Raw genomic sequence first — 23,541 nt, 5'->3', positions numbered from 1 at the left:
GTCCGTAAATTAAATCATTGAATAACAGCCAGTTAGATTAACCCTCTGACTGGCTGTTTTGTTTATGGCTACAGGTGAGATAACACAAAAAATGGCGCAATTGCCCCCACTACGGATGATGTAATACAACCCCCGCTATCGACTTAGGTATTTAGTGATTCATTTCGAATTCTTTGGAAACAAGATAAAGCCATTGATTTTGTAAAAAATGACGAGTAGAAACAGAGGAATACTTACAGGGAGGATAAAATGGACAGCACTATTATTTCTGTTTTAACCATCAGTGGAGTAATAGCTTTAGGGGCTATGTCTCCAGGGCCGAGTTTCATCCTTGTTGCGCGAACGGCAATGTCATCCTCACTTAAAAATGGTTTAGCCGTTGCTTTAGGCATGGGCACCGGGTGTGCATTCTTTGCCTTGGTCGCTCTGCTTGGTTTGCAATCTTTGCTACTCACCGTACCTTGGCTATATATGTCACTTAAAATCGGCGGCGGTTTTTATCTCATTTATTTAGCCTTTAAAATGTTTTTCGCGCCTAAAAAAGCAATAAAATTTGAACCCGAGGTTGGCGGACAAACAAGTCTGTCTCGTTCGTTTTATATCGGGCTTATTACACAAATTAGTAATCCCAATACAGCATTGGTTTTTGGCGGCATATTTGCCGCAATCCTTACTCAGAATATCGTGGGCTGGATGTATATTGTGTTACCTGTTCTGGCATTCTTGATTGACCTCATTTGGTACGCAATCGTCGCTTGTGTCCTGTCAGCCCCGGTACCAAGAAACTATTATATGCGTTTCAAAATATATTTTGACCGTATTGGTGGTTTGGTCATGGCGCTGCTAGGCATCAAACTGATATTTCAGAAGTGACGGTACTCAACTATAAATTAACAGATTGTTTTTTAATGATATTACTTAACATGCAGATGATTAACCACAAGAACGCATAGCGGGAGAGTCGATTAAATTGATCTTCACATGATGGCAAAAAACACGATAATACCCGCAACAGCCCTCAATACGCCTACTGTGATTAATCTACGTATCCATTTAGCACCCTAGGTTAAAGAATAAATTGCTTCAACCACGAAGAGTATTATCGAAAATAAAAAAGAAAATAGGCTTACCAATAAATTAAATAAAGCTTCTGCTATCGCTACAACTAAAGAGTCCATTTAATGATTCATCCATAAGAATAGTACCCATAAAATTCCTACGACTAGCCACGGGATAATACAGATATTTTACTGAATCAGAATAGTGTACTGACATAATGTCACAAAAAAAGTCAATTTATTCCCCCCTTTCCAGGGACAATCCCGCCATAATGATAACCAAATATCAGAAGAGTCATGGTAGAGAGTGGGATGATATTACTATATGATTATGAATCAGTTTTGATTTATAATGATTTTAAGATTTTAAACTGTTGATTATAAAGAGGTATTATGAAGCGCTTACTCCATACCATGATCCGCGTTGGTGACCTGCAACGCTCTATCGATTTTTACACCAAGGTATTAGGGATGCGTTTACTGCGTACCAGCGAAAACACGGAGTATAAATACTCGCTGGCTTTCGTCGGTTATAGCGATGAAAGTGAAGGTTCAGTGATTGAGCTGACCTATAACTGGGACGTGAACAGTTACGACATGGGGACTGCATTTGGTCACCTGGCGCTGGGCGTGGATGATGTTGCCGCTACCTGCGATCAAATTCGTCAGGCGGGTGGGAATGTGACCCGTGAAGCCGGCCCGGTAAAAGGCGGTAATACTATTATTGCTTTTGTCGAAGATCCCGACGGTTACAAAATCGAGTTAATCGAGAATAAGAGCGCCGGACACGGCCTTGGCAACTGATTAGCGCAAAGGCACCTAAGGTGCCTTTTTTCTCATCGCGATATCCCCCTGCATCCCGCGCTAAAATTTGACATAATGCGCGCTGAATTCGATGAAGATAAGAAACTGATGGCAGATAAAAGTGATCTTAACGCCCTAAGTGGCCGTTTTCGTGGGTATTACCCCGTTGTAATTGATGTGGAAACCGCCGGTTTTAATGCGCAAACCGATGCATTATTAGAAATTGCTGCCGTGACCTTGCAGATGAACAAGGATGGTTGGTTATTACCCGATGAAACGCTGCATTTCCATGTAGAACCATTTGAGGGTGCCAATCTGCAACCAGAAGCACTGGCATTTAATGGCATTGACCCAACCAACCCTTTGCGTGGTGCTGTGAGTGAATACGATGCTTTGCACGCCATCTTTAAAGCCGTGCGTAAAGGGCTGAAAGATCAAGGTTGTAACCGAGCTATTATCGTGGCACACAACGCCAATTTTGATCACAGCTTCGTGATGGCTGCTGCTGAACGCGCCAGTTTGAAACGTAACCCGTTCCACCCATTTGCAACCTTTGATACTGCGGCGCTCAGTGGGCTGGTGCTGGGGCAAACTGTGCTGGCGAAAGCCTGCCTGACGGCAGGTATTCCGTTTGATAGTAGTCAGGCGCACTCCGCATTGTATGACACCATGCAAACGGCAAAATTATTCTGTGAACTGGTCAACCGCTGGAAAAAACTGGGTGGCTGGCCTATACCGGCGGGGGAATCCGAATAGCGCAGTGTTCACGAAATAAGATTGTTCATGAGAGAAGACGCAACAATTTTACGTTCAAAAAAGGTGGCCCAAAGGCCACCTTTTTATTTTTGTCACAGAAAACACACATGCCCTATTCTGCGGCAGGCTTTTCTTCTTGTGCACGGTATTTGTCAGCGGTTTCTTTCAACAACTGTTGTAGTTCGCCACGCTGATACATTTCCATCAAAATGTCGCAACCGCCGACCAATTCACCATCAACCCACAATTGTGGGAAGGTTGGCCAGTTAGCATATTTTGGCAGTTCCGCACGAATATCCGGGTTTTGCAGGATATCAACATAAGCAAAGCGTTCGCCACAGGCAGACAGCGCCTGCACAGCCTGAGCCGAGAAACCGCAGTTTGGCAGCTTAGGTGAACCCTTCATATAAAGCAGGATTGGGTTTTCTGCTATCTGGCGCTGGATTTTATCAATCGTCGTCATTTCTTGCTTCCTCAAGCCATATAGTGGCTACAATACTTAGAACCTATCCATTAGGGCTGTTTTATTATTGCGTCCGGCCTATTGTAGCGACTGTTACCACTGGAATAAAACGCCATCTTTTGCAGGGGCTTTACTCCGTGGACGAATGGTTATATTGTCAGCTACAAATATGTGCATTTAGAATAACATTTTTGATCCCATCACTTCACTATTATCTTCTTTATGGGATTCCCCCTGCGGTTTCAAGTAGGAAAGAGATAACTCGTTGACGTATGGTTGATTTAAGTCCATTAGACGTGTGAAAAAGCGACAATATCTAAGCCATTAATGTTTTCTCACAATATCGATTAAGATCCTGTCGCTCTCTGCTTTTTTATATCGTGAGTTTCGGCAATACTGTGACTCTTCATATTCATCTCAGGGCAAGGTTGGTAGCGTTATTATGCGTTTAATATTTACGCTGTTTGTGCTGCTGTTTACCCAGCTATTTTTAAATCTGGCGCATGCGTCGCCGCAGGCTCATGTGTCTGCTGAGCAGAAGAAAGGACAGGTCAGCCAGGCCAGCCCTGATGATCGTAAAAAACGTAAAGCAGATAAAAGTACCAAAAAAGTAAAAGTAGCCAGCAATAAAACCCCTACCAGCAAAGTGACTACCAATAAAACAGCAACCAGCAGCGATAAAAAGAAAATTGCCGTCGGCACGACTAAAACCATTAAAAAGAAAACGCAGGAAGTCAGTAAAATCGCTACAAAAAAAACCAGCAATACGAAAAAAACCAATATTAAAACTGCAGCCAATAAAAAAGTGACTGCAGGTAAAAAAACAGAAAGAGTCGCTTATGGCCGACACAGAAATAAAACCCAAGGCAAAGCGGCTACCGAATTAGTCGCCAATAGTAAAATCAAGCTCAGTCCAGCGCATAAAAAACGCTATCAACACGCCAAACAGACCGCGATGAGCAAACTGATGAAGCAAGTCGGTAAACCTTATCGTTGGGGTGGCACCTCTCCTAATACCGGATTTGATTGCAGCGGGCTTATCTATTACGCCTATAAAGACGTGATCAGAATAAAAATGCCGCGTACCGCGAACGAGATGTATCACTTGCGTGACGCCGCCCCCGTCAAACGTGCTGAGCTGGAGAGCGGGGATTTAGTGTTCTTCAATATTGCCAACCGTGGCGTCGCCGACCATGTAGGCGTCTATCTGGGTAACGGTAAGTTCATTCAGTCCCCACGCACTGGTGAAGAAATTCGTATCAGTATGCTGGACAATGACTACTGGCAGGATCATTACGTTGGCGCACGCCGTGTGGTCACACCGAAAACCATCCGCTAAGACTTCAGTTTGCACCCGGTTGTCCTACCGGGTGCTGATGGCACAATAACGCCCCTGCACTTGTTATCCCCATGGCATAACGGTGATACAATCACCCATCAAACAGTATGGTTATATCTGTCATTCCTGTTGAAAGTTGTTAAGATTAATACCCACAACAAAAATACAACAATTAAGCTTTAACCGCTCTTCGCCACCTCACTGCCCGTGGCAATTGATGTGATTTGAGGAGCAAACACCCTGAGCAACCCCGAAAGGAGAGAGCGATGTCTTTTGAATTACCGGCATTACCCTATGCGCAAAATGCGCTAGAGCCCCACATCTCAGCTGAAACGCTGGAATACCACTACGGCAAGCATCACAACACCTATGTGGTTAATCTCAATAACTTGATTAAAGACACTGAGTTTGCGGGTAAGACGCTGGAAGAGATTGTAAAAACCGCTAATGGCGGGATCTTTAATAATGCGGCCCAAGTCTGGAACCACACCTTCTACTGGCACTGCCTGTCACCTAACGGCGGCGGCGAACCTACGGGCAAAGTTGCCGATGCCATTAATCAATCATTTGGTTCTTTTGCTGAATTTAAAGCACAATTTACTGATGCGGCAGTAAAAAACTTTGGTGCGGGCTGGACCTGGCTGGTTAAAAAAGCAGATGGCACACTGGCGATTGTCAGTACGTCTAATGCAGCAACTCCACTGACCACCAACGATAAACCAGTGTTAACCGTAGATGTGTGGGAACATGCTTACTATATTGATTACCGCAATGCGCGGCCAAAATACCTGGAAAACTTCTGGGCACTGGTTAACTGGTCTTTCGTTGAGAAAAATTTAGCCTGATACGGCAAGAAGAGTGACAACCCATCGTCGCATTACGCGTAAAAATAATTAAGGGCGGGATTAACCCGCCCTACTTATCACTTCACACCGGCAAGCGGTTTAATTAATTCATTACCGCCACGAAGCTAAAGACAATAATCATCGCCAGCGCACCAACAGTCGTAATCAGCGACATTTTCAGATTGGTATCCATAAAAACTCCTTAGCCGGTTAGTTTGTAGTAGGGAAAAGGCACATAGTTAGTGTGTTAAATTATTTTCCCACAGTTCAGAAAAAAAATCTTGTGCTCATTACGCACTTTATAACTTTGATTACCCCTTTCACTTTTCCTCCAGATCAGCCAAAATTCGCAGTTCATAACTGCATACCGACTAATAACGTCCAATAAATACTCTCAGACAATCAGCTGATTTAACTTCCCAGCCTAATATCGTGTTTTTGTCTGAGCGGTTTTCGGGTTATGCAGGCAAACGATTAACATAATACTTACCCTACTGTAACCGGTAAGCTTAGGAGTCATTCTTTTTATGGCAACGATTAAAGATGTGGCCAAACACGCGGGTGTGTCCACCACCACCGTTTCGCACGTTATCAACAAAACTCGTTTCGTCGCCGAGAATACCAAGGCTGCGGTGTGGGCTGCCATTAAAGAACTGCATTATTCACCCAGCGCTGTAGCCCGCAGTTTGAAAGTTAATCACACTAAATCAATTGGTTTACTGGCAACATCCAGCGAAGCGCCCTATTTTGCCGAAGTGATCGAAGCGGTCGAAAATAGTTGTTATAGCAAAGGTTATACCCTGATTTTATGTAATTCTCATAATAATCTGGACAAGCAAAAAGCTTATCTGGCGATGTTGGCACAAAAACGTGTCGATGGGTTGCTGGTGATGTGTTCAGAATATCCTGAGCAGCTACTCGGGATGTTGGAAGAATATCGCAATATCCCAATGGTCGTCATGGATTGGGGAACCGCACGGGGTGATTTTACTGACTCGATTATTGATAACGCTTTTGAAGGCGGCTATTTGGCGGGCCGTTACCTGATTGAGCGCGGTCATCGTGACATTGGGGCTATCCCCGGCCAGTTAGCCCGTAATACCGGTGGTGGCCGCCACCAGGGCTTCCTGAAAGCACTGGAAGAAGCAAATATTACCCTGCGTGATGAGTGGGTGGTCCAAGGGGATTTTGAACCGGAATCCGGTTATAAAGCGATGCATCAAATCCTGACACAAAAACATCGCCCAACGGCGGTGTTCTGTGGCGGCGATATTATGGCCATGGGCGCGATATGTGCTGCTGATGAGTTGGGCCTACGGGTACCACAAGATATTTCGGTGATCGGGTATGATAATGTGCGTAATGCGCGCTATTTCTCGCCGGCGCTAACCACTATTCACCAGCCCAAAGAGCGCTTGGGCGAAACGGCCTTTGCCATGTTACTTGACCGTATTGTCAGCAAACGTGAAGATTCGCAGACCATTGAGGTACACCCTAAACTGATTGAGCGCCGTTCTGTCGCTGATGGCCCGTTCCTCGATTATCGCCGTTAATCCTCTCCTGCCGGTAGTGTTTAGCTCTACCGGCGGCTAATCTTGCCTCATTAATCCTCAGTCATTGATTGATAACTCACTGTCATCTTTCAACCATTCGGTATTAAGTGTGACACTGTCACCTAGATATTCCAGCAGCCAGGCCAATGCTGGTGAATGGTTGTTCTGCTCCCAGGTCAAGCAACATGGACTATCGGGCAACGGTTCAGCCAGCGTCAGTGCCGCTAGCTTCCCTTGCTCAATCAACGGCGATACCATATGTGCCGGCACCATCCCGATGCACAATCCTGCACACAGGCAATCGATTCCCGTTGCCCAGTCCGGGGCGACCAATCGCTGCTGGTTTGCTAAAGTCCAGGTGTCACGTTTAGGTAAATTACGGGCGGTATCTTCCAGGCAAAGTGAGGGATAAGGCCGTAACTGATTATCGCTAAGTGGCTCGGTTAATTGGGCTAAAGGATGATCGACACTCACCACACAATGCCAGCTTAAAAAGCCCATATCGCGAAAGATGAACCGCCCACCGACCGGGATCGCGCGGGTCGCACCAATGGCCATTTCCGCCTGCCCATCCACCAGCGCATCCCACACACCGTTGAATACTTCATAGCGTACCCGCAGTTCAATATCAGGAAAATGTCGGTAAAAATCCAACACTAAACGGCGACTACGCTGTGGTTTAACAATTTTATCTATTACTATATTTAACTGCCCACGCCAACCATTCGCCACCTGTTGACACTGACGGCGTGTGTCATTCATTTTTTTGATAACATCTCGCGCATCTTTAATAAAAACCACGCCAGCTTCGGTTAATTCCACATCGCGATGACGTCGTTCAAACAACGGAACGGCCAACCACTCTTCCAACTGGCGCACCGTATAACTAATCGCAGACGGTACGCGGTGCAATTCTTGAGCAGCAGCACTGAAACTCCCAGTACGGGCTACTGCGTCCACCACATCCAGTGAATATTCAGACCACATAGTTTTTCACCTTTTTACATCACCAATTTGCTATCAAATTTTTTAATAGCATGGTGCAAATATTACCGTTTCACAACAGAATATCGCAGCGGATAGAATGCCCTCCGCAATTAATTTTCTATAACAGAAGTTTTGCCTGCAAAAATTATAATTTAGCCAACGTCATTGGAGCCGCTGCTAACACCTCTGCGGTTTCAAAGACCAAGGATATAAAGAGAAATAAAGAATGAAAACGTCGTCTGGTTTTATGTTCTATCTGGCCGGTCTGAGTATGTTGGGCTATTTGGCCACTGACATGTATCTACCCGCTTTTGGCGCAATGCAACAAGAGCTTCAAACGTCTGCCGGCGCCATCAGTGCCAGCTTAAGTATCTTCCTCGCCGGTTTTGCTATCGCTCAGCTTATCTGGGGACCCGTATCGGATAAGTTAGGCCGTAAACCGGTACTGTTAGCCGGTTTGGCGTTATTTGCCATCGGTTGTCTGGGGATTTTATGGGTTGAAAATGCGACACAATTATTGGTACTCCGCTTTATTCAGGCGGTAGGGGTGTGTTCTGCTGCTGTAAGTTGGCAGGCGTTAGTGGTAGACCGTTATCGCGATGGCAAGGCCAATCGCGTGTTTGCCACCATTATGCCGCTCGTAGCACTCTCTCCAGCGTTAGCTCCGCTACTGGGTGCCTGGTTATTAAACCACTTCAGTTGGCGTTCAATTTTTGTAGTGCTACTGGCCGTTACGTTGCTGCTATTGATCCCAACGGCGCGGTTGAACGAACGCAAAAAAACCGCACAAGATAATGCTGCACGCATTAGCACCAACATCAGTTTCTGGCAGTTGCTTAAGTCGGCAACATTCAGTGGCAACGTGATGATGTTTGCTGCCTGTAGTGCCGGTTTCTTTGCCTGGTTAACCGGTTCACCTTTTATTCTGGGTGATATGGGTTATAGCCCGAATGTCATCGGATTAAGTTATGTCCCCCAGACCCTGGCCTTCCTGTTAGGTGGATTTGGTTGTCGCAGTGCTCTTTCCCGAATCAAGGGCAATACCTTGCTGCCGTGGCTGTTGGCGGGATATTCAATCAGCATGATTGCACTTTATCTGATAGCAACGTTAACCACGCCGACGCTGCTGACCTTACTTATTCCATTCTGCATAATGGCGCTGGTGAATGGTGCCTGCTACCCTATTATCGTAGCGAATGCATTAATGCCTTTTCCAGCTAACACCGGTAAAGCAGCCGCGCTGCAAAATACGCTTCAGCTCGGGTTATGTTTTGTTGCCAGTATGTTGGTATCGGCCTATATCAGCCAGCCATTGCTGGCAACAGTGACCGTGATGCTGTCGACCGTGGTGCTGGCGTTTTTAGGATATGGCATTCATTGCTACGCATTGCGAAAAGAAAAAAATGATACTAATCCGATGCCCAACGTCATCGGTGTTACAGCAAAGCAACAAACGAATGAACCACGATGAGCCTGGATAAGGAATGATTCGGGTCGGAAATCGATTTGAACGCTGCAAGCGGCAGCCTGATAGAGGCGAGACCCAAGGATGGGCTAAGTAACGAGAGCCGCTAACACAGCGGTAGCGTCAAGGACGAAGTGAATTAATTTCTAATAGAAATAGTCACTAAGGAACACGTGAGCCGGGTGTGATTTATTATTGAGAAAGCCTCCCGGCAAGCCTATACTCGATTTAACCAATTACGATATCATTAAAAAAAAGCATTATCTTAAGTACTTTCTGTGCGCGTGGATTGCGTCACATTTACGCTTATGGATGAGTTACCCTAAATCAATCTTTATTAGGGTTTCTTCTTAATCTTCCTCTGTCCGTTATGGATATTAGACACCAAGGTCACGACAACCTTATTGGTATGAATCTGCATATATCGCGGGTCATAAGTCAGAAGAAAGTGATGGAGAAGCTATGAGTTCATCCTGTATAGAAGACCAGAGTATTCAAGAAACCCCTTGGTTTCGCATTGTACAAGAAATGCTGAATCGGGCTGATATTGAAATCAATGGCTCACGCCCTTTCGACATTCGAATCAATAACCCAGACTTTTTCAAACGAATACTTCAAGAAGGATCTTTGGCATTAGGTGAGAGTTATATGGACGGCTGGTGGGAATGTGACCGTTTGGATATCTTTTTCCAACGGGTTCTCAGGGCTGGCCTGGAAAATCAACTTCCACACCATCTAAAAGATACTTTACGCATTGCTGCTGCGCGTATTATTAATTTACAATCAAAGAAAAGAGCCTGGATTGTTGGCAAAGAACATTACGATCTGGGTAATGATCTGTTTAGCCTAATGCTCGATTCGAATATGCAATACTCATGCGCTTACTGGAAAGATGCCACGACCCTTGAGCAAGCGCAGGAAAATAAACTGCGGATGATCTGCGAAAAACTTCAATTGGCTCCGGGCATGACATTGCTCGATATCGGTTGTGGCTGGGGAGGCCTCGCAGCCTATGCTGCCCGGCATTACGGCGTCGCCGTTTCCGGTGTGACCATTTCGGCTGAACAACAAAAACTGGCACAAAAACGCTGTGAAGGTTTAGACGTCACTATTTTATTGCAAGACTATCGTGATCTGAACGAACAGTTCGATCGTATCGTTTCTGTCGGTATGTTCGAGCATGTCGGGCCAAAGAACTATCACACCTATTTTGATGTGGTAAACCGCAATTTGAAGCCAGATGGCTTGTTCTTACTGCACACTATCGGTGCTAATCGTACTGATCTGAGTATCGATCCGTGGATTAATAAATATATCTTCCCTAATGGCTGCCTGCCGTCAGTAAAACATATTGCTAACGCCAGTGAGCCTTATTTTATTATGGAAGATTGGCACAATTTTGGCGCTGATTATGATCGCACCCTGATGGCGTGGTATGAACGTTTTCAAGCCGCGTGGCCAAGCCTGGCTGCGAATTACTCGTCGCGATTTGAGCGGATGTTTAGCTATTATCTCAATGCCTGTGCGGGTGCTTTCCGCGCCAGAGACATCCAACTGTGGCAAGTATTATTCAGCCCTAACGGGGTCGAGGGTGGGATTCGCGTGCCGCGTTAATACTTAAAAGAGGACAGGTGGACTGCCTGTCCTATCCTATTTACGTTAAGCCCACATTTATCCGCGAGTGGCCTTATCAACTACCGGCGTAGCGAGTACAGTTTCCCGCTGAGCCAATACCCGCTCAACCGTGTCCACCACCGCCTGGGTTTGTGGATCGATCTCGATATTTACCCGATGTCCCAAACGCTTTTTACCTAATGTGGTCCGCGACAGTGTTTCTGGTATCAGATGTACACAGAAGCGGTTCCCCACAACCTCACCAATAGTTAGGCTGATACCATCAATACCGATAAAACCTTTGTGTAACACATACTTCATTAAATCAAAGCTGGGCATACGAAACCAGATCTGACGATTATTTTCTGATGTGTATATCTTGGCAATCTCAGCAGTACAAATAATATGGCCGGACATGAGATGCCCACCGATTTCATCGCTGAATTTAGCCGCACGTTCCAAATTAACGGTATCACCAACCTTAATATCGCCCAAATTGGTAATACGCAGTGTCTCCTTCATTAAATCAAAGCTAACCCGATTACCCTCAACGGCGGTGACTGTCAGGCAGCAACCATTGTGGGCAACAGAAGCGCCTAACGCTAATTCAGGCAACATCTCCGCTGGCATGTCTACTACATGGGTGCGGAAATTTGATTTTTCTTCGATGGCAACCACCGGCGCGGTGCCTTGAACAATACCGGTAAACATACGCCATGCCTCTTATCTATAGAAAGAAAGTTTCTTTGCCTTGATTTTGCCTCAGAAGATAAGGAAAACCAAACCACTTACACTAAAAAAACAGATAAGAGGTATTTAGCTGATAATTAGCAACAAAGATTGCTTAAGCGCGATGAGCAGGTACAATCCTTCATTGTTTTTCCGCTATTTTATTTATCGCCCATGGCGCGATAAATAGTCGTTATTGAAATCATAACTAGGTTATACCCAAGTTACTTCGAGATACAGGTAGGCGGCAACCGCGTGAACCTCCAGGAGCTTAGATAACTAAGTGTCTGGAGTGAGCAAGGGCAGCCAACACCCCTGTATATTGAAGGGCGACGGGTAGAGAAAGGTGCATACGTGCAGAAGTATATCGTCGAAGCGCGTAGCTTATTGGCTCTCGCTATTCCCGTTGTCATCGCGCAATTATCTCAAACCGCCATGGGCGTGGTTGACACCATTATGGCCGGTTCTGTCAGTGCTACTGATATGGCTGCCGTGGCGGTAGGTACTTCTATCTGGTTACCGGCTATTTTATTTGGCCATGGTTTGTTGTTGGCACTAACCCCGACAGTTGCACAGCTCAACGGTTCCGGGCGTCGCAATCAAATTGCCCATCAAGTCAGGCAAGGGTTTTGGCTGGCGTTTTGCGTTTCACTGCTAATTATGTTTGTTCTATATAATAGCGACCACGTTATTATGCAAATGCATAATATTGACCCCGTGCTAGCAGATAAAGCCGTGGGCTTCCTGCATGCCATTATGTGGGGTGCGCCGGGCTATCTCTTCTTCCAGGTGCTACGTAATCAATGTGAAGGATTATCCAAAACCAAGCCGGGGATGGTTATCGGCTTTATTGGTTTGCTCGTGAATATTCCGGTTAACTATATTTTCATCTACGGGAAATTCGGTGCTCCGGCATTGGGTGGCGTCGGGTGCGGGGTGGCAACAGGCACAGTCTACTGGGTGATGTTCCTGATGATGCGCTGGTATGTCACCCGCGCTCGTTCACAGCAAGATATCAAACTGGAGAAAGGGTTCGCCGCACCGGACTGGCAAGTAATGAAACGCTTGGGTGGCCTAGGCCTGCCGGTTGCTCTGGCACTCTTCTTTGAAGTGACGCTGTTCGCGGTTGTCGCCTTACTGGTTTCACCCCTGGGCATTGTCGCTGTTGCCGGGCACCAAATTGCGCTCAACTTTAGTTCATTAATGTTTATGTTACCGATGTCGCTGAGCGTAGCAGCCACCATTCGTGTTGGTTTCCGCCTCGGTCAAGGCTCGGTAGAACAAGCGAGAGTGGCCGCTTATACCAGTATCGCCGTGGGTTTAATGCTGGCCTGTGTCACTGCGGTATTTACCGTTATTTTCCGCGAGCACATTGCCTTGCTGTACAACAAAACACCGGCAGTGGTAATGATGGCCTCGCACTTGATGTTGCTGGCCGCTATTTACCAGCTATCGGATGCGATTCAAGTAATCGGTAGCGGTGTGCTACGTGGTTATAAGGATACACGTTCGATCTTCTTTATTACCTTTACTGCCTATTGGTTACTGGGGTTACCGAGTGGTTACGTGCTGGGGCTGACCGATTATATCGTGCCCGCCATGGGGCCAAGTGGTTTCTGGATTGGGTTCGTTATTGGCTTAACTTCTGCGGCGATTTTAATGGCACTGCGCATCCGCTGGTTACAAAAACAGCCAGCAGCATTTATCCTGCAAAAGGCGGCGCATTAGTACCGATAGTCTCTGGCGTGACAGGCAGAATTCATATTGGCAAGTCGCGACTGCGTAAAACACCGAGGTGGAGAAAAAAACAGCGCAATGGGCAAAAGCGCAGCAATTACGTGAGTTTGCGGTGAATATTGTGTTTTTCCCCTTGCCAGCAGACGGGCAGCTCGTTAATATTCGTCCCCGCTGTCAGCATTGATGGTGAGTAATAAAAGAGGATGCGTCCGTAGCTCAGTTGGTTAGAGCACCACCTTGACATGGTGGGGGTCGATGGTTCGAGTCCATTCGGACGCACCAAATTTATTGCAGATAGATAACGTTAAATATTTTGTTAGTTCAGTCGCTAAGGTAGTAGTCGTTGCAGTTGGTAACACTGTAGCGTCAAGTCAGTAGGGTAATGTGCGTCCGTAGCTCAGTTGGTTAGAGCACCACCTTGACATGGTGGGGGTCGATGGTTCGAGTCCATTCGGACGCACCACTCTGGCAACAGGTTTATCATCTTTAGATGCGTTCTTAGCTCAGTTGGTTAGAGCACCACCTTGACATGGTGGGGGTCGATGGTTCGAGTCCATTAGAACGCACCACTCTGCATTTGCGGTTTACTCTCTGTTTTCTTAATCTTCCCAATACTCTTTTACCCCCTATTCCCTGCAATATATAACCGAGATAAAGCAATAAATATCAACCAATCGCCCTGCCACCTCCTGCTTGTTTTTCAACCCTGGATTGGCTAAAAATGTTAAACATCACACCAGTTGCGCAACAAAATAAGAAATATTCGCAATACTTGCGCGACTAATTCCCCCTTTTTATAAAAAACGGCAATGAGTTTCTGTTTTCTATTTCATTTCCCGTTAGTTACCGCTTATAATACGAACCGTCGTTTCAGTTGAATGGTTTCAGCATCTTGATCTGCCGATACGCTAAAAAAATACAACTCACATTTACGCCATCGTATACCGATCATGCGGTTAGCCTCGTGCTAAAGTTTTCCGCTCAACTTCCGCAACTGTCATCTATCCTTAGTAATGTTTTGCTTCTTTGTAACGTTTCGCTACACCAGACACTAATCAGATCCCACTCCGTTGATCTCATTAACGGAACTTTCGTTTTTAATCCATCACAACTTGTAGAAAAATCCTCATGAACATGAACGACAAAAAGACTAAAATTGTTTGTACTATCGGTCCCAAAACCGAATCTGAAGAAATGCTGACAAAACTGCTTGATGCCGGCATGAACGTTATGCGTTTGAACTTTTCTCATGGTGACTATGAAGAACATGGTCAACGTATCAAGAATATTCGTACTGTCATGGCAAAAACCGGCCACAAAGCTGGCATCCTGCTGGACACCAAAGGCCCTGAAATCCGCACCATGAAACTGGAAGGCGGCAAAGATGCAGCCCTGGTTGCCGGTCAAACTTTCACCTTTACCACGGATCAAAGTGTTATCGGTAACGACAACATCGTTGCTGTGACTTATCCCGGTTTTGCTGCTGACCTGAAAATTGGTAATACCGTGCTGGTTGACGATGGTCTGATCGGCATGGAAGTGACTGAAGTCACTGAAAGTACCGTGGTATGTAAAGTACTGAACAACGGTGACCTGGGTGAAAACAAAGGCGTTAACCTGCCAGGCGTTTCTATCCAGCTACCTGCATTGGCTGAAAAAGATAAAGCTGACCTGATCTTTGGTTGTGAGCAAGGTGTGGACTTCGTTGCAGCCTCGTTTATCCGTAAACGTTCAGACGTGCTGGAAATTCGCGAACACCTGAAAGCGCACGGTGGCGAGCATATCCAAATCATCTCTAAAATCGAAAACCAGGAAGGTCTGAATAACTTCGACGAAATCCTGGAAGCATCTGACGGTATCATGGTTGCCCGTGGTGACCTGGGTGTTGAGATCCCGGTTGAAGAAGTTATCTTCGCGCAGAAGATGATGATTGAGAAATGTAACCGCGCTCGCAAAGTTGTTATCACTGCAACGCAAATGCTCGATTCAATGATCAAAAACCCACGCCCTACCCGTGCAGAAGCTGGCGACGTTGCTAACGCCATTCTGGATGGTACAGACGCCGTGATGCTGTCGGGTGAAAGCGCCAAGGGTAAGTACCCATTAGAGTCTGTCACCATCATGGCGACCATCTGTGAGCGTACAGACCGAATTATGCCTAGCCGCATTGATACGCTGAATGATAATCGTAAAATGCGTATCACCGAAGCCGTTTGCCGTGGCGCGGTAGAAACAGCAGAAAAGCTGGAAGCAAAACTGATTATCGTTGCCACTGGTGGCGGTAAATCAGCAAAATCAGTGCGTAAATACTTCCCTACCGCCACCATTCTGGCATTGACCACCAATGAAACCACCGCACGTCAGCTTATTCTGACTAAAGGCGTGGTGACTCAACTGGTCGATAAGATTGCTTCAACTGATGATTTCTACCGCATCGGTAAGGAAGCTGCTTTGGCCAGCGGTCTGGCACAGAAAGGCGAAGTTGTGGTTATGGTTTCTGGTGCTCTGGTAGCAAGTGGCACCACCAATACTGCTTCGGTGCACGTGTTATAATCCCAACACCTCCTCTCGGATGATAATAAAAAACGCCGCTTTCAATAGCGGCGTTTCCTTTTTTAAACCGTCCAAATAAACTTTCTGAAAAATCTGCTTTATCCCAACTGCGTTAAAGTCATTTTTTCAAATAAGACTTATCCCATAGAATCCGGCTGTTTTGCCTCGTTTTTTTAACTTTTTTTTAAAACAAGGTGCTTCTTTGAGCGAACGATCAAAATAAACCCCTCTAACACTAAAAATTTATTCTCTTTCGAAAAAACTTTGTGTAATACTTGTAACGCTACATGGAGATTAACTTAATCTAGAGGGTGTTAATAATGAATCGTACTAAACTTGTACTGGGCGCGGTAATCCTGGCTTCAACTATGCTGGCTGGTTGTTCAAGCAATGCTAAAATCGACCAACTGTCTTCTGACGTTCAAACTCTGAACGCTAAAGTTGACCAACTGAGCAACGACGTGAACGCAATCCGTTCTGACGTTCAAGCAGCTAAAGACGATGCAGCACGTGCTAACCAACGTCTGGACAACCAAGCTCACGCTTACAAGAAGTAATATTACTTCCTGAAAATGAAAAATGGCGCACATTGTGCGCCATTTTTTTTACCCCGCTAAAATGAATCCCTGACGTTACCTTCCTTGATATCGACCTTCCTTTGCTACTGACTCGCCATGCCATCCTGCGGTTACTGCTACACGCTTTGCCACGACGGATAAGTTGCCATGGCAAAGGTGCATCTAAAACTTAATTAGCGGCGGAGTAGACCGGACCTGGCTGAACCAGCTTAGGTGCGGCTTCATCAGCCGGTTGCTGCTCTTCTGTCTGCGGTTGTGCCTGTTGCTCGCCCTGAGGCGCTACAGCGGCCGGAGCCTCTACAGGGGCAGTCTCACCTACCGTTACGATGACGGGCATGCCAGCGCGGCGTACAATCGCATCCTGGACCACTTGAGCATCAGTCTGGCTGTCACTCATAAACTTCAGTAGGCTGCTGCTAATCGCAATTGGCATCGTTTGTGGGTCATCACTGTCTACACGGGACAACGGCTGATGAACTTCCACATAACGTTTACCATCAGGTTCTACGGAATATTTAACCGGTTCGTTGACTATCTGTACGCGAGTACCTTTAGGTACTGAGCTGAACAGTGCCTTGATATCATCAGGACGTAAACGGATACACCCGGAGCTGACACGCATACCGATACCAAAGTTGGCATTAGTACCGTGGATCAAGTACTCACCGCCGCCGGCTGACAGACGCATAGCAAACAGGCCCATTGGGTTTTCCGGCCCTGCTGGAACAACTGATGGCAAGGTAACGCCTTGTGCCAGGTAGTGCTTACGGATGTTCGCAGTCGGTGTCCAAGTCGGATTCGGGATCTTCTGGCTAACAGACGTCGTCATCGTCGGAGTATTACGCCCTAACTGGCCGATACCGATAGGATATACGATGACCTTGTTCTGGCCTTTAGGGTAGTAATAAAGACGCAGCTCAGCCAGGTTGATGACGATACCTTCACGTGGGGTATCAGGCAGCAACATCTGGGTCGGGATAGTTAATACTGAACCCGGTAACGGCAAATACGGGTCAGCACCTGGGTTGGCTTCGAGCATCCCCAGCAAACCGATTTTATAATCGGCAGCAATAGCCTCAAGCGGACGGCCATCGTTTGGAACGGTATAGGTAGTATTTTCACCAATCAGACGGCTATTGGCTGGCGGCAGAGGATACTCGGTCGCATTGGCAGCGGTGATACTTCCCGCCATACAAGTTGCGAATAACATACCAATCAAAGTTAATGCACGTTTCATGCTTAGTTCCTACATCACTTCTTCAAATTCGGTTTACACGGCTATACCCGATAGATTTCAAGTTGCAGGAAGGCGGCAAACAAATGAATCCCGCTGAGCTTACGCAAGTAAGTGATTCGGGGGGATGAGAGCAGCCAACACACCAGCAGTTTGAAAGATGACGGGTATATCTACGTTAATTCTAGCAGCCAATTATAAGGCCAACATATAGTAACAGCCATTATTATAAAGGCAATTTATATCTCTAGAAATCAAGGTGTTACAAAGTAATTTATTATGCTTTATCCAGCAAGAAAGCCGATTTAACCTGCTGAAATTCCACCATTTTAAGACTGTGACCCATGACGCAAAAATGGTCAACCGCCGAGGAATAAAGCACAAAATGTTGGCATGAATTAGTGAGTTTTTAAACTTGCCGCTTTAATACGAATAGCACGGATCATCGCTTCCAGACCTTGCGAACGCGATGGTGTCAGGTGCTGACTCAGGGCTAAGTCGGCAAAAAATGGCCGAACATCCAATTCGATTATCTGTTGTGGCGTTAAACCTTGATAAAGGATAAACACCACCGCGACCAACCCTTTAACGATAGCCGCATCACTGTCACCGGCAAAAACCACCTGGCCCTCATCAGAGGTTGTCATGGCAATCCACACTTGGCTTTGGCAACCGGAAATAAGATTCTCCGGCTGGCGCTGCTGTTCCGTTAACGCTGCCAACTGCCCACCCAACTCGATCACATACAGATACTTTTCTTCCCAATTCAAACAACGGGAAAAGTTACGAATCAATTTATCTTTATCTGGCAAAACAGCCATAGCGTGCTTCCTGATACCCTTTGTACTTGATGCCGCAGGAGATTAAGGCCCCACTGCCCCGCCAAATTACACGAACGCGTAAGCTCATTGGCATTAATGAGCTTCATCCTGCGGCATCAATAATGTGGTAGTAGTTGATTTTAGGTACGGCGCTTATTAATAGCACTCAACCTAGCAATTTTTCAATGCGCTGTAGCCCTGCCACCAAGCGATCTACTTCCTCACGGGTATTATAAAGTGCTAATGAGGCACGACACATACTCGGAACCTGGTAGAACGCCATCAGAGGCATGGCACAATGATGACCAGTACGAATCGCGATACCGTATTGGTCAAGGAAACTGCCAACATCATACGCGTGGTGCACCCCTAAATTAAACGCGATAACCCCGGCACGGGCTTGCGGGCCATAAAGTGTCAGGCTGTTTACCTGACCCAGTTGCTCCAAGGCATACTGCATCAGCGACTGCTCATAGTGCTGGATCTGCGCAAGTCCAACATCAGTAACATAACTGATTGCCGCACCCAGCCCCATAATGCCTGCGGTATTGGGTGAACCAGCCTCGAAACGCCATGGCGCATCAGCAAAAGTGGTACCTTGCGTCAGGCTAACGGTTTTGATCATCGAACCGCCCCCTTCCCATGGCGGCATGTGTTGTAGCAGTTCACTCTTGCCGTATAAAATACCAATGCCTGACGGCCCATAAAGTTTATGGCCGGAGAAGACATAAAAATCACAATCCAATGCCTGCACATCTATCGATTGATGCATGATAGCCTGCGCACCATCCACCAGCACCACCAGACCAGCAGCTTTAGCCTGAGCAACAATCTGCTGTATGGGATTCACGGTCCCCAATACATTGGAAACCTGAGTAATCGCCAACAACCGGGTGGTATCATCAATCAAGCCCGCCAATGCCGCCAACTCAAGTTCCCCGGTCGCCGTCAGCGGCCAGATACGAATTTCAACACCCAAGTCAGTTGCTAACATCTGCCACGGCACAATATTGGCGTGATGCTCCATCTCAGTGATGATGATGCTGTCACCGGCGCTCAGGAAATGACGGCCATAACTGTTAGCCACCAGGTTGATGGCCTCGGTAGTCCCTTTAACGAAAACAATCTCTTCAGCCGAGGCGGCATTAATAAAACCCGCAACCTGGCTGCGCACCGCTTCCATCTGTTGGGTCGCTTCGCTACTTAGGGTATGGATACCACGATGGACTGCGGCATAACCCTCACGATAAAAGTTAAGCTCCCTGTCGATGACCACTTGTGGCTTCTGTGCGCTGGCGGCGCTGTCCAGATAGGCCAGCGGCTGGCCGTTAACCTGACGGCTCAGCAGTGGAAAGTCAGCTCTGACCTGTTCGATAGGGAAACTCATAGCGATTCTCCGGCTAAGCGCTCAGCAATCCGCGCCAGCACCACTTTGCGAATGGCATCGCTGTGAATGGCTTCCGTCAATTCGGCTGCAAAGGCAAAAATAATCATCTGTTGCGCATCAGCCTGATTAATCCCGCGCGATTGCAGATAAAAAAGCTGTTCCGCATCAATGCGCCCAACCGTCGCACCATGACTGCATTTCACATCATCAGCATAAATCTCTAACTGTGGCTTGGTATCAACTTCAGCCAATTTACTCAACAGTAAATTATTGTTGGTCATCTGGCCGTCAGTTTTTAATGCATGTTGAGCCACTTTAATCATGCCGTTAAAGATAGCTTTACCCCGTTCACGCACAATGGTTTTGTGTAACTGGCGGCTTTCACAATAACCTTTGTTGTGCTCCAGATAGCTGCGGGTATCGCAGATTTCGCGCCCTATCGGGAGCAGCAAGCTATTAATGGATAACGTAGCACCTTCGCCGTTCAGCTGGGCGCTGGTATTATGACGGGTCAACCCGGCACCCAGCAGGAAACTATAACTACGCGCCCGCGCATCACGACTTAATACCAGATCATTATGGGCAAAGTGATAGCTGTGAGGGGTTTCAAATGCCAACTTACAATGGCGTAGTTCAGCATTATCACCTACCTCAATGGTAAGCCGTGCGCCGGTAAAGTGAGGCTGCTCACTCAGACTGACGAAATGTTCAATCACTTCAGCCTGTGCATTAGCTTCAATCACCAGATGGTGTCGGTAGTGACTGGTATTCACAACGTCAGAATCATTGCCTGAGCTGATATGTAGCAGATAGAGCGGCTTCTCACTGTGTTTCCCCACCGGCAATCGGATATGCAGACTTTCCTGCGCCAGACTTTCCGCCAGATGCAAAAACACCTCAGACTGGATCGCCGGAGGAAACTGCGTATTTCCACTCAGGTTGGTCAGTTGATAAGGGCCACACTCAATATCACTGAGTTCAGGTGCATATCGGCCATCAATAAAGACTAAACGATGAGCATCTTGCACCAACGACAGTTCATCGCGTTGGCTAGCCGTCACCTGCGCAGGGCTGGCGAAACTGAAATTATTGACCAGCAAACGTTCCAGTGGCGTGTATTTCCAGTCTTCATGTTTAAAGCTCGGGAAACCCAACTGTAACACCTGTTGCCAGTGCGCACTGGCCTGTGTTGAATGGCCATGCTGGCGCAGATTAAACAGTTGACCGAATTGTTTCAGTGCATCACTGCGCTGTTTTTGTTGCAGATGCTGCTGTTCCAGCATTTTACTGTTGGTCGGTAAGCCAGCCATAGCCTTGCTCCTCCAACTGTTTTACCAATGTGAAATCACCTGACTTAATGATCCGCCCCTGATACAGCACATGCACAAAGTCGGGTTTTACATAATCAAGGATACGCTGATAGTGAGTCACAATAATAAATGCACGGTTTTCGTTACGTAGCGAGTTAACCCCGTTAGCGACAATTTTCAGCGCATCAATATCCAGCCCAGAGTCGGTTTCATCCAGAATACATAACGAGGGTTCCAGTGCCGCCATTTGCAGAATATCGTTACGTTTCTTTTCGCCGCCGGAGAAGCCCACATTAACCGAACGGGTCAGCAAGTCAGCCGGCATTTTCAGTAACTCAATTTTTTCTTCAATGAAATCAGCGAAATCAAAACGGTCCAATGGCTCTTGCTGGCGATATTTACGCACCGCATTGACGGCAGTTTGCAAGAAGAAATGGTTACTGACACCCGGAATTTCCACTGGGTACTGAAAAGCCAAAAATACGCCTTCACCCGCGCGATCCTCTGGGTCCAACTCCAGCAGGTCTTTCCCTTTAAAGGTTATATGCCCCTCGGTCACCTCATACTCTTCACGCCCCGCCAACGCGGCAGATAATGTACTTTTCCCTGAGCCGTTTGGCCCCATGATGGCGTGCACTTCACCGGGTTTGATCTCCAGATCCAAACCTTTGAGGATTTCATTACCTTCAACACTGACTTTTAAATTCTTAATGCTTAACATAGGGTTCCTTGGTGCGCCAGAGCGCAAAACTCTGCGAATGCGTGTTTCAACTCACACTTAACCGACACTGTGTTCCAGACTGATGGCTAACAGTTTCTGTGCTTCGACGGCAAACTCCAGCGGCAGTTCGGAGAACACATCTTTACAGAATCCGTTAACAATCATTGAGATGGCATCATCTTCACTGATACCACGCTGCAAGCAATAAAACAGTTGGTCATCGCCAATTTTTGATGTTGTCGCTTCGTGTTCCAATTGGGCTGAGTTATTGCGCACTTCCACATACGGGAAGGTATGCGCACCGGAGTCCGGCCCAATCAACATCGAATCACATTGCGTGAAGTTACGTGCGTTATCCGCACCGGGCAGGATTTTCACCAAACCACGGTAGGTGTTCTGGCTATGCCCAGCAGAGATCCCTTTGGCAATAATTGTTGATTTGGTGTTTTTGCCAATATGAATCATCTTGGTACCGGTATCAGCTTGCTGGTGGCCATTCGTTAGTGCCACCGAGAAGAACTCACCGATTGAGTTATCACCCTGTAAAATAACGCTTGGATATTTCCAAGTAATAGCGGAGCCAGTCTCAGATTGAGTCCATGACATTTTTGAACCCGCACCTTCACACAACGCACGTTTGGTCACGAAGTTAAGAATACCGCCAGTGCTATCAGCACCGGCGAACCAGTTCTGCACCGTTGAATATTTCACTTCAGCATTTTTGTGCAAAATGACTTCAACGACCGCAGCGTGTAGCTGGTAGCTGTCTCGCACTGGCGCTGAGCACCCTTCGATATAGCTGACATAACTGTCTTCGTCAGCAATCAGAATGGTGCGTTCAAACTGCCCTGTTTTAGCCGCATTAATACGGAAATAGGTGGATAACTCCATCGGACAGCGCACACCTTTTGGCACATAAACAAAAGTGCCATCAGAAGCCACCGCCGCATTTAGCGCGGCAAAAAAGTTATCTTTAGCCGGTACCACCGACCCCAGATATTTACGTACCAAATCCGGGTATTCCTGAATAGCTTCGCTAAATGAGCAGAAAATAATCCCTTGTTCGGCTAATTTCCCACGGTAGGTGGTCGCAACCGAAACTGAGTCAAAAATAGCGTCTACTGCTACTTCGGCCCCTTCGCGCACCGGAACCCCTAGCTGAGCAAAGGCAGATTCAACCTCTGCGGTGAGGTACTCATTCATCGCCTGTTCAGACAGATCACGTGGTGCCGCACTGTCCGCAGACGATTGCTGCACTGCACCGGGTTGCGAATCACAACTGTCATCACAACTGCCACAGGATGGCGCGGAGTAATAACTGTAGTCCTGATAATCCAGACTTTTATAATTGGCTTTCAGCCAGTGAGGCTCTTCCATTTCGAGCCAACTGCGATAAGCACCAAGACGAAACTCCAGCATCCATTCAGGCTCATTACGTTTCGCTGAAATGGCGCGAATGACATCTTCACTAAGGCCTTTCGCTAACTGATCAGTCGCAAGCTGGGTAAAAAAGCCTTCTTTGTAACGACCATCGCTGACCCAAGCCTGCACATCATCTGGAACCTCTACATTGCTTCGTGTCATTTC

The 23,541-nt window shown here is 46.9% G+C and carries 21 protein-coding genes and 3 tRNA genes; 14 read left to right on the top strand and 10 right to left on the bottom strand.

The genetic code is table 11. The annotated features are described in order from the left end of the window. Nucleotides 1–249: 249 nt before the first annotated feature. The 3 genes from V1953_RS09495 (at nt 250) to rnt (ending at nt 2,618) form a co-directional block, all read left to right on the top strand. A complete protein-coding gene (locus tag V1953_RS09495) occupies nt 250–873 on the top strand; it encodes a LysE family translocator (RefSeq protein WP_083158739.1) in 624 nt (207 codons plus the stop codon). 578 nt (nt 874–1,451) lie between these two features. Then, nucleotides 1,452–1,862 (top strand): lactoylglutathione lyase, encoded by a 411-nt coding sequence (gene gloA, locus V1953_RS09490; RefSeq protein WP_005184478.1) that lies wholly within the window; start codon nt 1,452–1,454, stop codon nt 1,860–1,862. Nucleotides 1,863–1,937: 75 nt separating this feature from the next. Beyond that, nucleotides 1,938–2,618 (top strand): ribonuclease T, encoded by a 681-nt coding sequence (rnt, locus tag V1953_RS09485; protein WP_193784653.1) that lies wholly within the window; start codon nt 1,938–1,940, stop codon nt 2,616–2,618. Nucleotides 2,619–2,730: 112 nt separating this feature from the next. Here the strand turns inward: rnt and V1953_RS09480 are convergent, their stop codons facing one another. After that, the gene (locus V1953_RS09480) at nt 2,731–3,081 is read right to left on the bottom strand and encodes a Grx4 family monothiol glutaredoxin (protein ID WP_083158738.1); all 351 of its coding nucleotides are present in this window, start codon (nt 3,079–3,081) and stop codon (nt 2,731–2,733) included. A 442-nt stretch (nt 3,082–3,523) separates the two neighbouring features. Here V1953_RS09480 and V1953_RS09475 point away from each other — a divergent pair, with 442 nt between their 5' ends. Both V1953_RS09475 and sodB read left to right on the top strand, forming a co-directional pair. After that, complete coding sequence (locus V1953_RS09475; protein ID WP_442850851.1) at nt 3,524–4,420, top strand: C40 family peptidase; 897 nt, start codon at nt 3,524–3,526, stop codon at nt 4,418–4,420. Between the two features lie 266 nt (nt 4,421–4,686). Continuing rightward, nucleotides 4,687–5,265 carry a superoxide dismutase [Fe] gene (gene sodB / locus V1953_RS09470; protein WP_083158736.1) on the top strand — a complete coding sequence of 193 codons (579 nt, stop codon included), beginning with the start codon at nt 4,687–4,689 and terminating at the stop codon, nt 5,263–5,265. Nucleotides 5,266–5,368: 103 nt separating this feature from the next. Here the strand turns inward: sodB and cydH are convergent, their stop codons facing one another. Then, nucleotides 5,369–5,458 (bottom strand): cytochrome bd-I oxidase subunit CydH, encoded by a 90-nt coding sequence (gene cydH / locus V1953_RS09465; protein ID WP_019079325.1) that lies wholly within the window; start codon nt 5,456–5,458, stop codon nt 5,369–5,371. 334 nt (nt 5,459–5,792) lie between these two features. On the opposite strand from cydH, the gene purR reads away from it, so the two are divergent. Further along, complete coding sequence (gene purR / locus V1953_RS09460; protein WP_083158735.1) at nt 5,793–6,818, top strand: HTH-type transcriptional repressor PurR; 1,026 nt, start codon at nt 5,793–5,795, stop codon at nt 6,816–6,818. 57 nt (nt 6,819–6,875) lie between these two features. Here the strand turns inward: purR and punR are convergent, their stop codons facing one another. Continuing rightward, a complete protein-coding gene (gene punR, locus V1953_RS09455; RefSeq protein ID WP_083158734.1) occupies nt 6,876–7,805 on the bottom strand; it encodes a DNA-binding transcriptional activator PunR in 930 nt (309 codons plus the stop codon). Between the two features lie 226 nt (nt 7,806–8,031). Between punR and punC the strand changes: the two genes are divergently transcribed. After that, a complete protein-coding gene (gene punC / locus V1953_RS09450; protein ID WP_442850850.1) occupies nt 8,032–9,276 on the top strand; it encodes a purine nucleoside transporter PunC in 1,245 nt (414 codons plus the stop codon). Between the two features lie 456 nt (nt 9,277–9,732). Then, complete coding sequence (cfa, locus tag V1953_RS09445; protein ID WP_083158732.1) at nt 9,733–10,884, top strand: cyclopropane fatty acyl phospholipid synthase; 1,152 nt, start codon at nt 9,733–9,735, stop codon at nt 10,882–10,884. 57 nt (nt 10,885–10,941) lie between these two features. Here cfa and V1953_RS09440 read toward each other — a convergent pair whose 3' ends face one another. Beyond that, nucleotides 10,942–11,595 (bottom strand): riboflavin synthase subunit alpha, encoded by a 654-nt coding sequence (locus V1953_RS09440; RefSeq protein ID WP_083158731.1) that lies wholly within the window; start codon nt 11,593–11,595, stop codon nt 10,942–10,944. 372 nt (nt 11,596–11,967) lie between these two features. Between V1953_RS09440 and V1953_RS09435 the strand changes: the two genes are divergently transcribed. The 6 genes from V1953_RS09435 (at nt 11,968) to V1953_RS09410 (ending at nt 16,460) form a co-directional block, all read left to right on the top strand. Beyond that, on the top strand, nt 11,968–13,341 hold the full coding sequence (locus V1953_RS09435; RefSeq protein ID WP_083158730.1) for an MATE family efflux transporter: 1,374 nt from the start codon (nt 11,968–11,970) through the stop codon (nt 13,339–13,341). Nucleotides 13,342–13,555: 214 nt separating this feature from the next. Continuing rightward, nucleotides 13,556–13,632 (top strand) — tRNA-Val (locus V1953_RS09430). Between the two features lie 104 nt (nt 13,633–13,736). Next, nucleotides 13,737–13,813, top strand: a tRNA-Val gene (locus tag V1953_RS09425). 29 nt (nt 13,814–13,842) lie between these two features. After that, nucleotides 13,843–13,919, top strand: a tRNA-Val gene (locus tag V1953_RS09420). Nucleotides 13,920–14,484: 565 nt separating this feature from the next. Further along, nucleotides 14,485–15,903: a pyruvate kinase PykF gene (gene pykF, locus V1953_RS09415; protein WP_083163609.1), complete on the top strand. Its 1,419-nt coding sequence runs from the start codon at nt 14,485–14,487 to the stop codon at nt 15,901–15,903. 320 nt (nt 15,904–16,223) lie between these two features. After that, nucleotides 16,224–16,460: a major outer membrane lipoprotein gene (locus V1953_RS09410; RefSeq protein ID WP_005165631.1), complete on the top strand. Its 237-nt coding sequence runs from the start codon at nt 16,224–16,226 to the stop codon at nt 16,458–16,460. 190 nt (nt 16,461–16,650) lie between these two features. Here V1953_RS09410 and V1953_RS09405 read toward each other — a convergent pair whose 3' ends face one another. From V1953_RS09405 to sufB, 6 genes are all read right to left on the bottom strand, one after another. Further along, nucleotides 16,651–17,718 (bottom strand): L,D-transpeptidase family protein, encoded by a 1,068-nt coding sequence (locus tag V1953_RS09405; RefSeq protein WP_083158729.1) that lies wholly within the window; start codon nt 17,716–17,718, stop codon nt 16,651–16,653. Nucleotides 17,719–18,113: 395 nt separating this feature from the next. Then, a complete protein-coding gene (gene sufE, locus V1953_RS09400) occupies nt 18,114–18,536 on the bottom strand; it encodes a cysteine desulfuration protein SufE (protein ID WP_083158728.1) in 423 nt (140 codons plus the stop codon). Between the two features lie 166 nt (nt 18,537–18,702). Then, nucleotides 18,703–19,923 carry a cysteine desulfurase SufS gene (gene sufS / locus V1953_RS09395; protein WP_420073173.1) on the bottom strand — a complete coding sequence of 407 codons (1,221 nt, stop codon included), beginning with the start codon at nt 19,921–19,923 and terminating at the stop codon, nt 18,703–18,705. Continuing rightward, entirely contained in the window at nt 19,920–21,233 is a 1,314-nt protein-coding gene (sufD, locus tag V1953_RS09390; RefSeq protein WP_442850849.1) for a Fe-S cluster assembly protein SufD, read from the bottom strand. Before sufD ends, sufS begins: the two co-directional genes overlap by 4 nt. Next, the gene (gene sufC / locus V1953_RS09385) at nt 21,208–21,954 is read right to left on the bottom strand and encodes a Fe-S cluster assembly ATPase SufC (RefSeq protein WP_083158725.1); all 747 of its coding nucleotides are present in this window, start codon (nt 21,952–21,954) and stop codon (nt 21,208–21,210) included. The genes sufD and sufC overlap by 26 nt, the downstream gene beginning before the upstream one ends. A 57-nt stretch (nt 21,955–22,011) precedes the next feature. After that, nucleotides 22,012–23,538, bottom strand: a complete 1,527-nt coding sequence (sufB, locus tag V1953_RS09380; RefSeq protein ID WP_372559127.1) for a Fe-S cluster assembly protein SufB — start codon at nt 23,536–23,538, stop codon at nt 22,012–22,014. Nucleotides 23,539–23,541 lie beyond the last annotated feature (3 nt).

This window comes from Yersinia sp. 2541 StPb PI (assembly GCF_052217145.1).
GTDB classification, from domain to species: domain Bacteria; phylum Pseudomonadota; class Gammaproteobacteria; order Enterobacterales; family Enterobacteriaceae; genus Yersinia; species Yersinia enterocolitica_E.
Note: the sequence above shows the minus strand (reverse complement) of the source record. Positions and strands in the feature narration are given on the sequence as shown.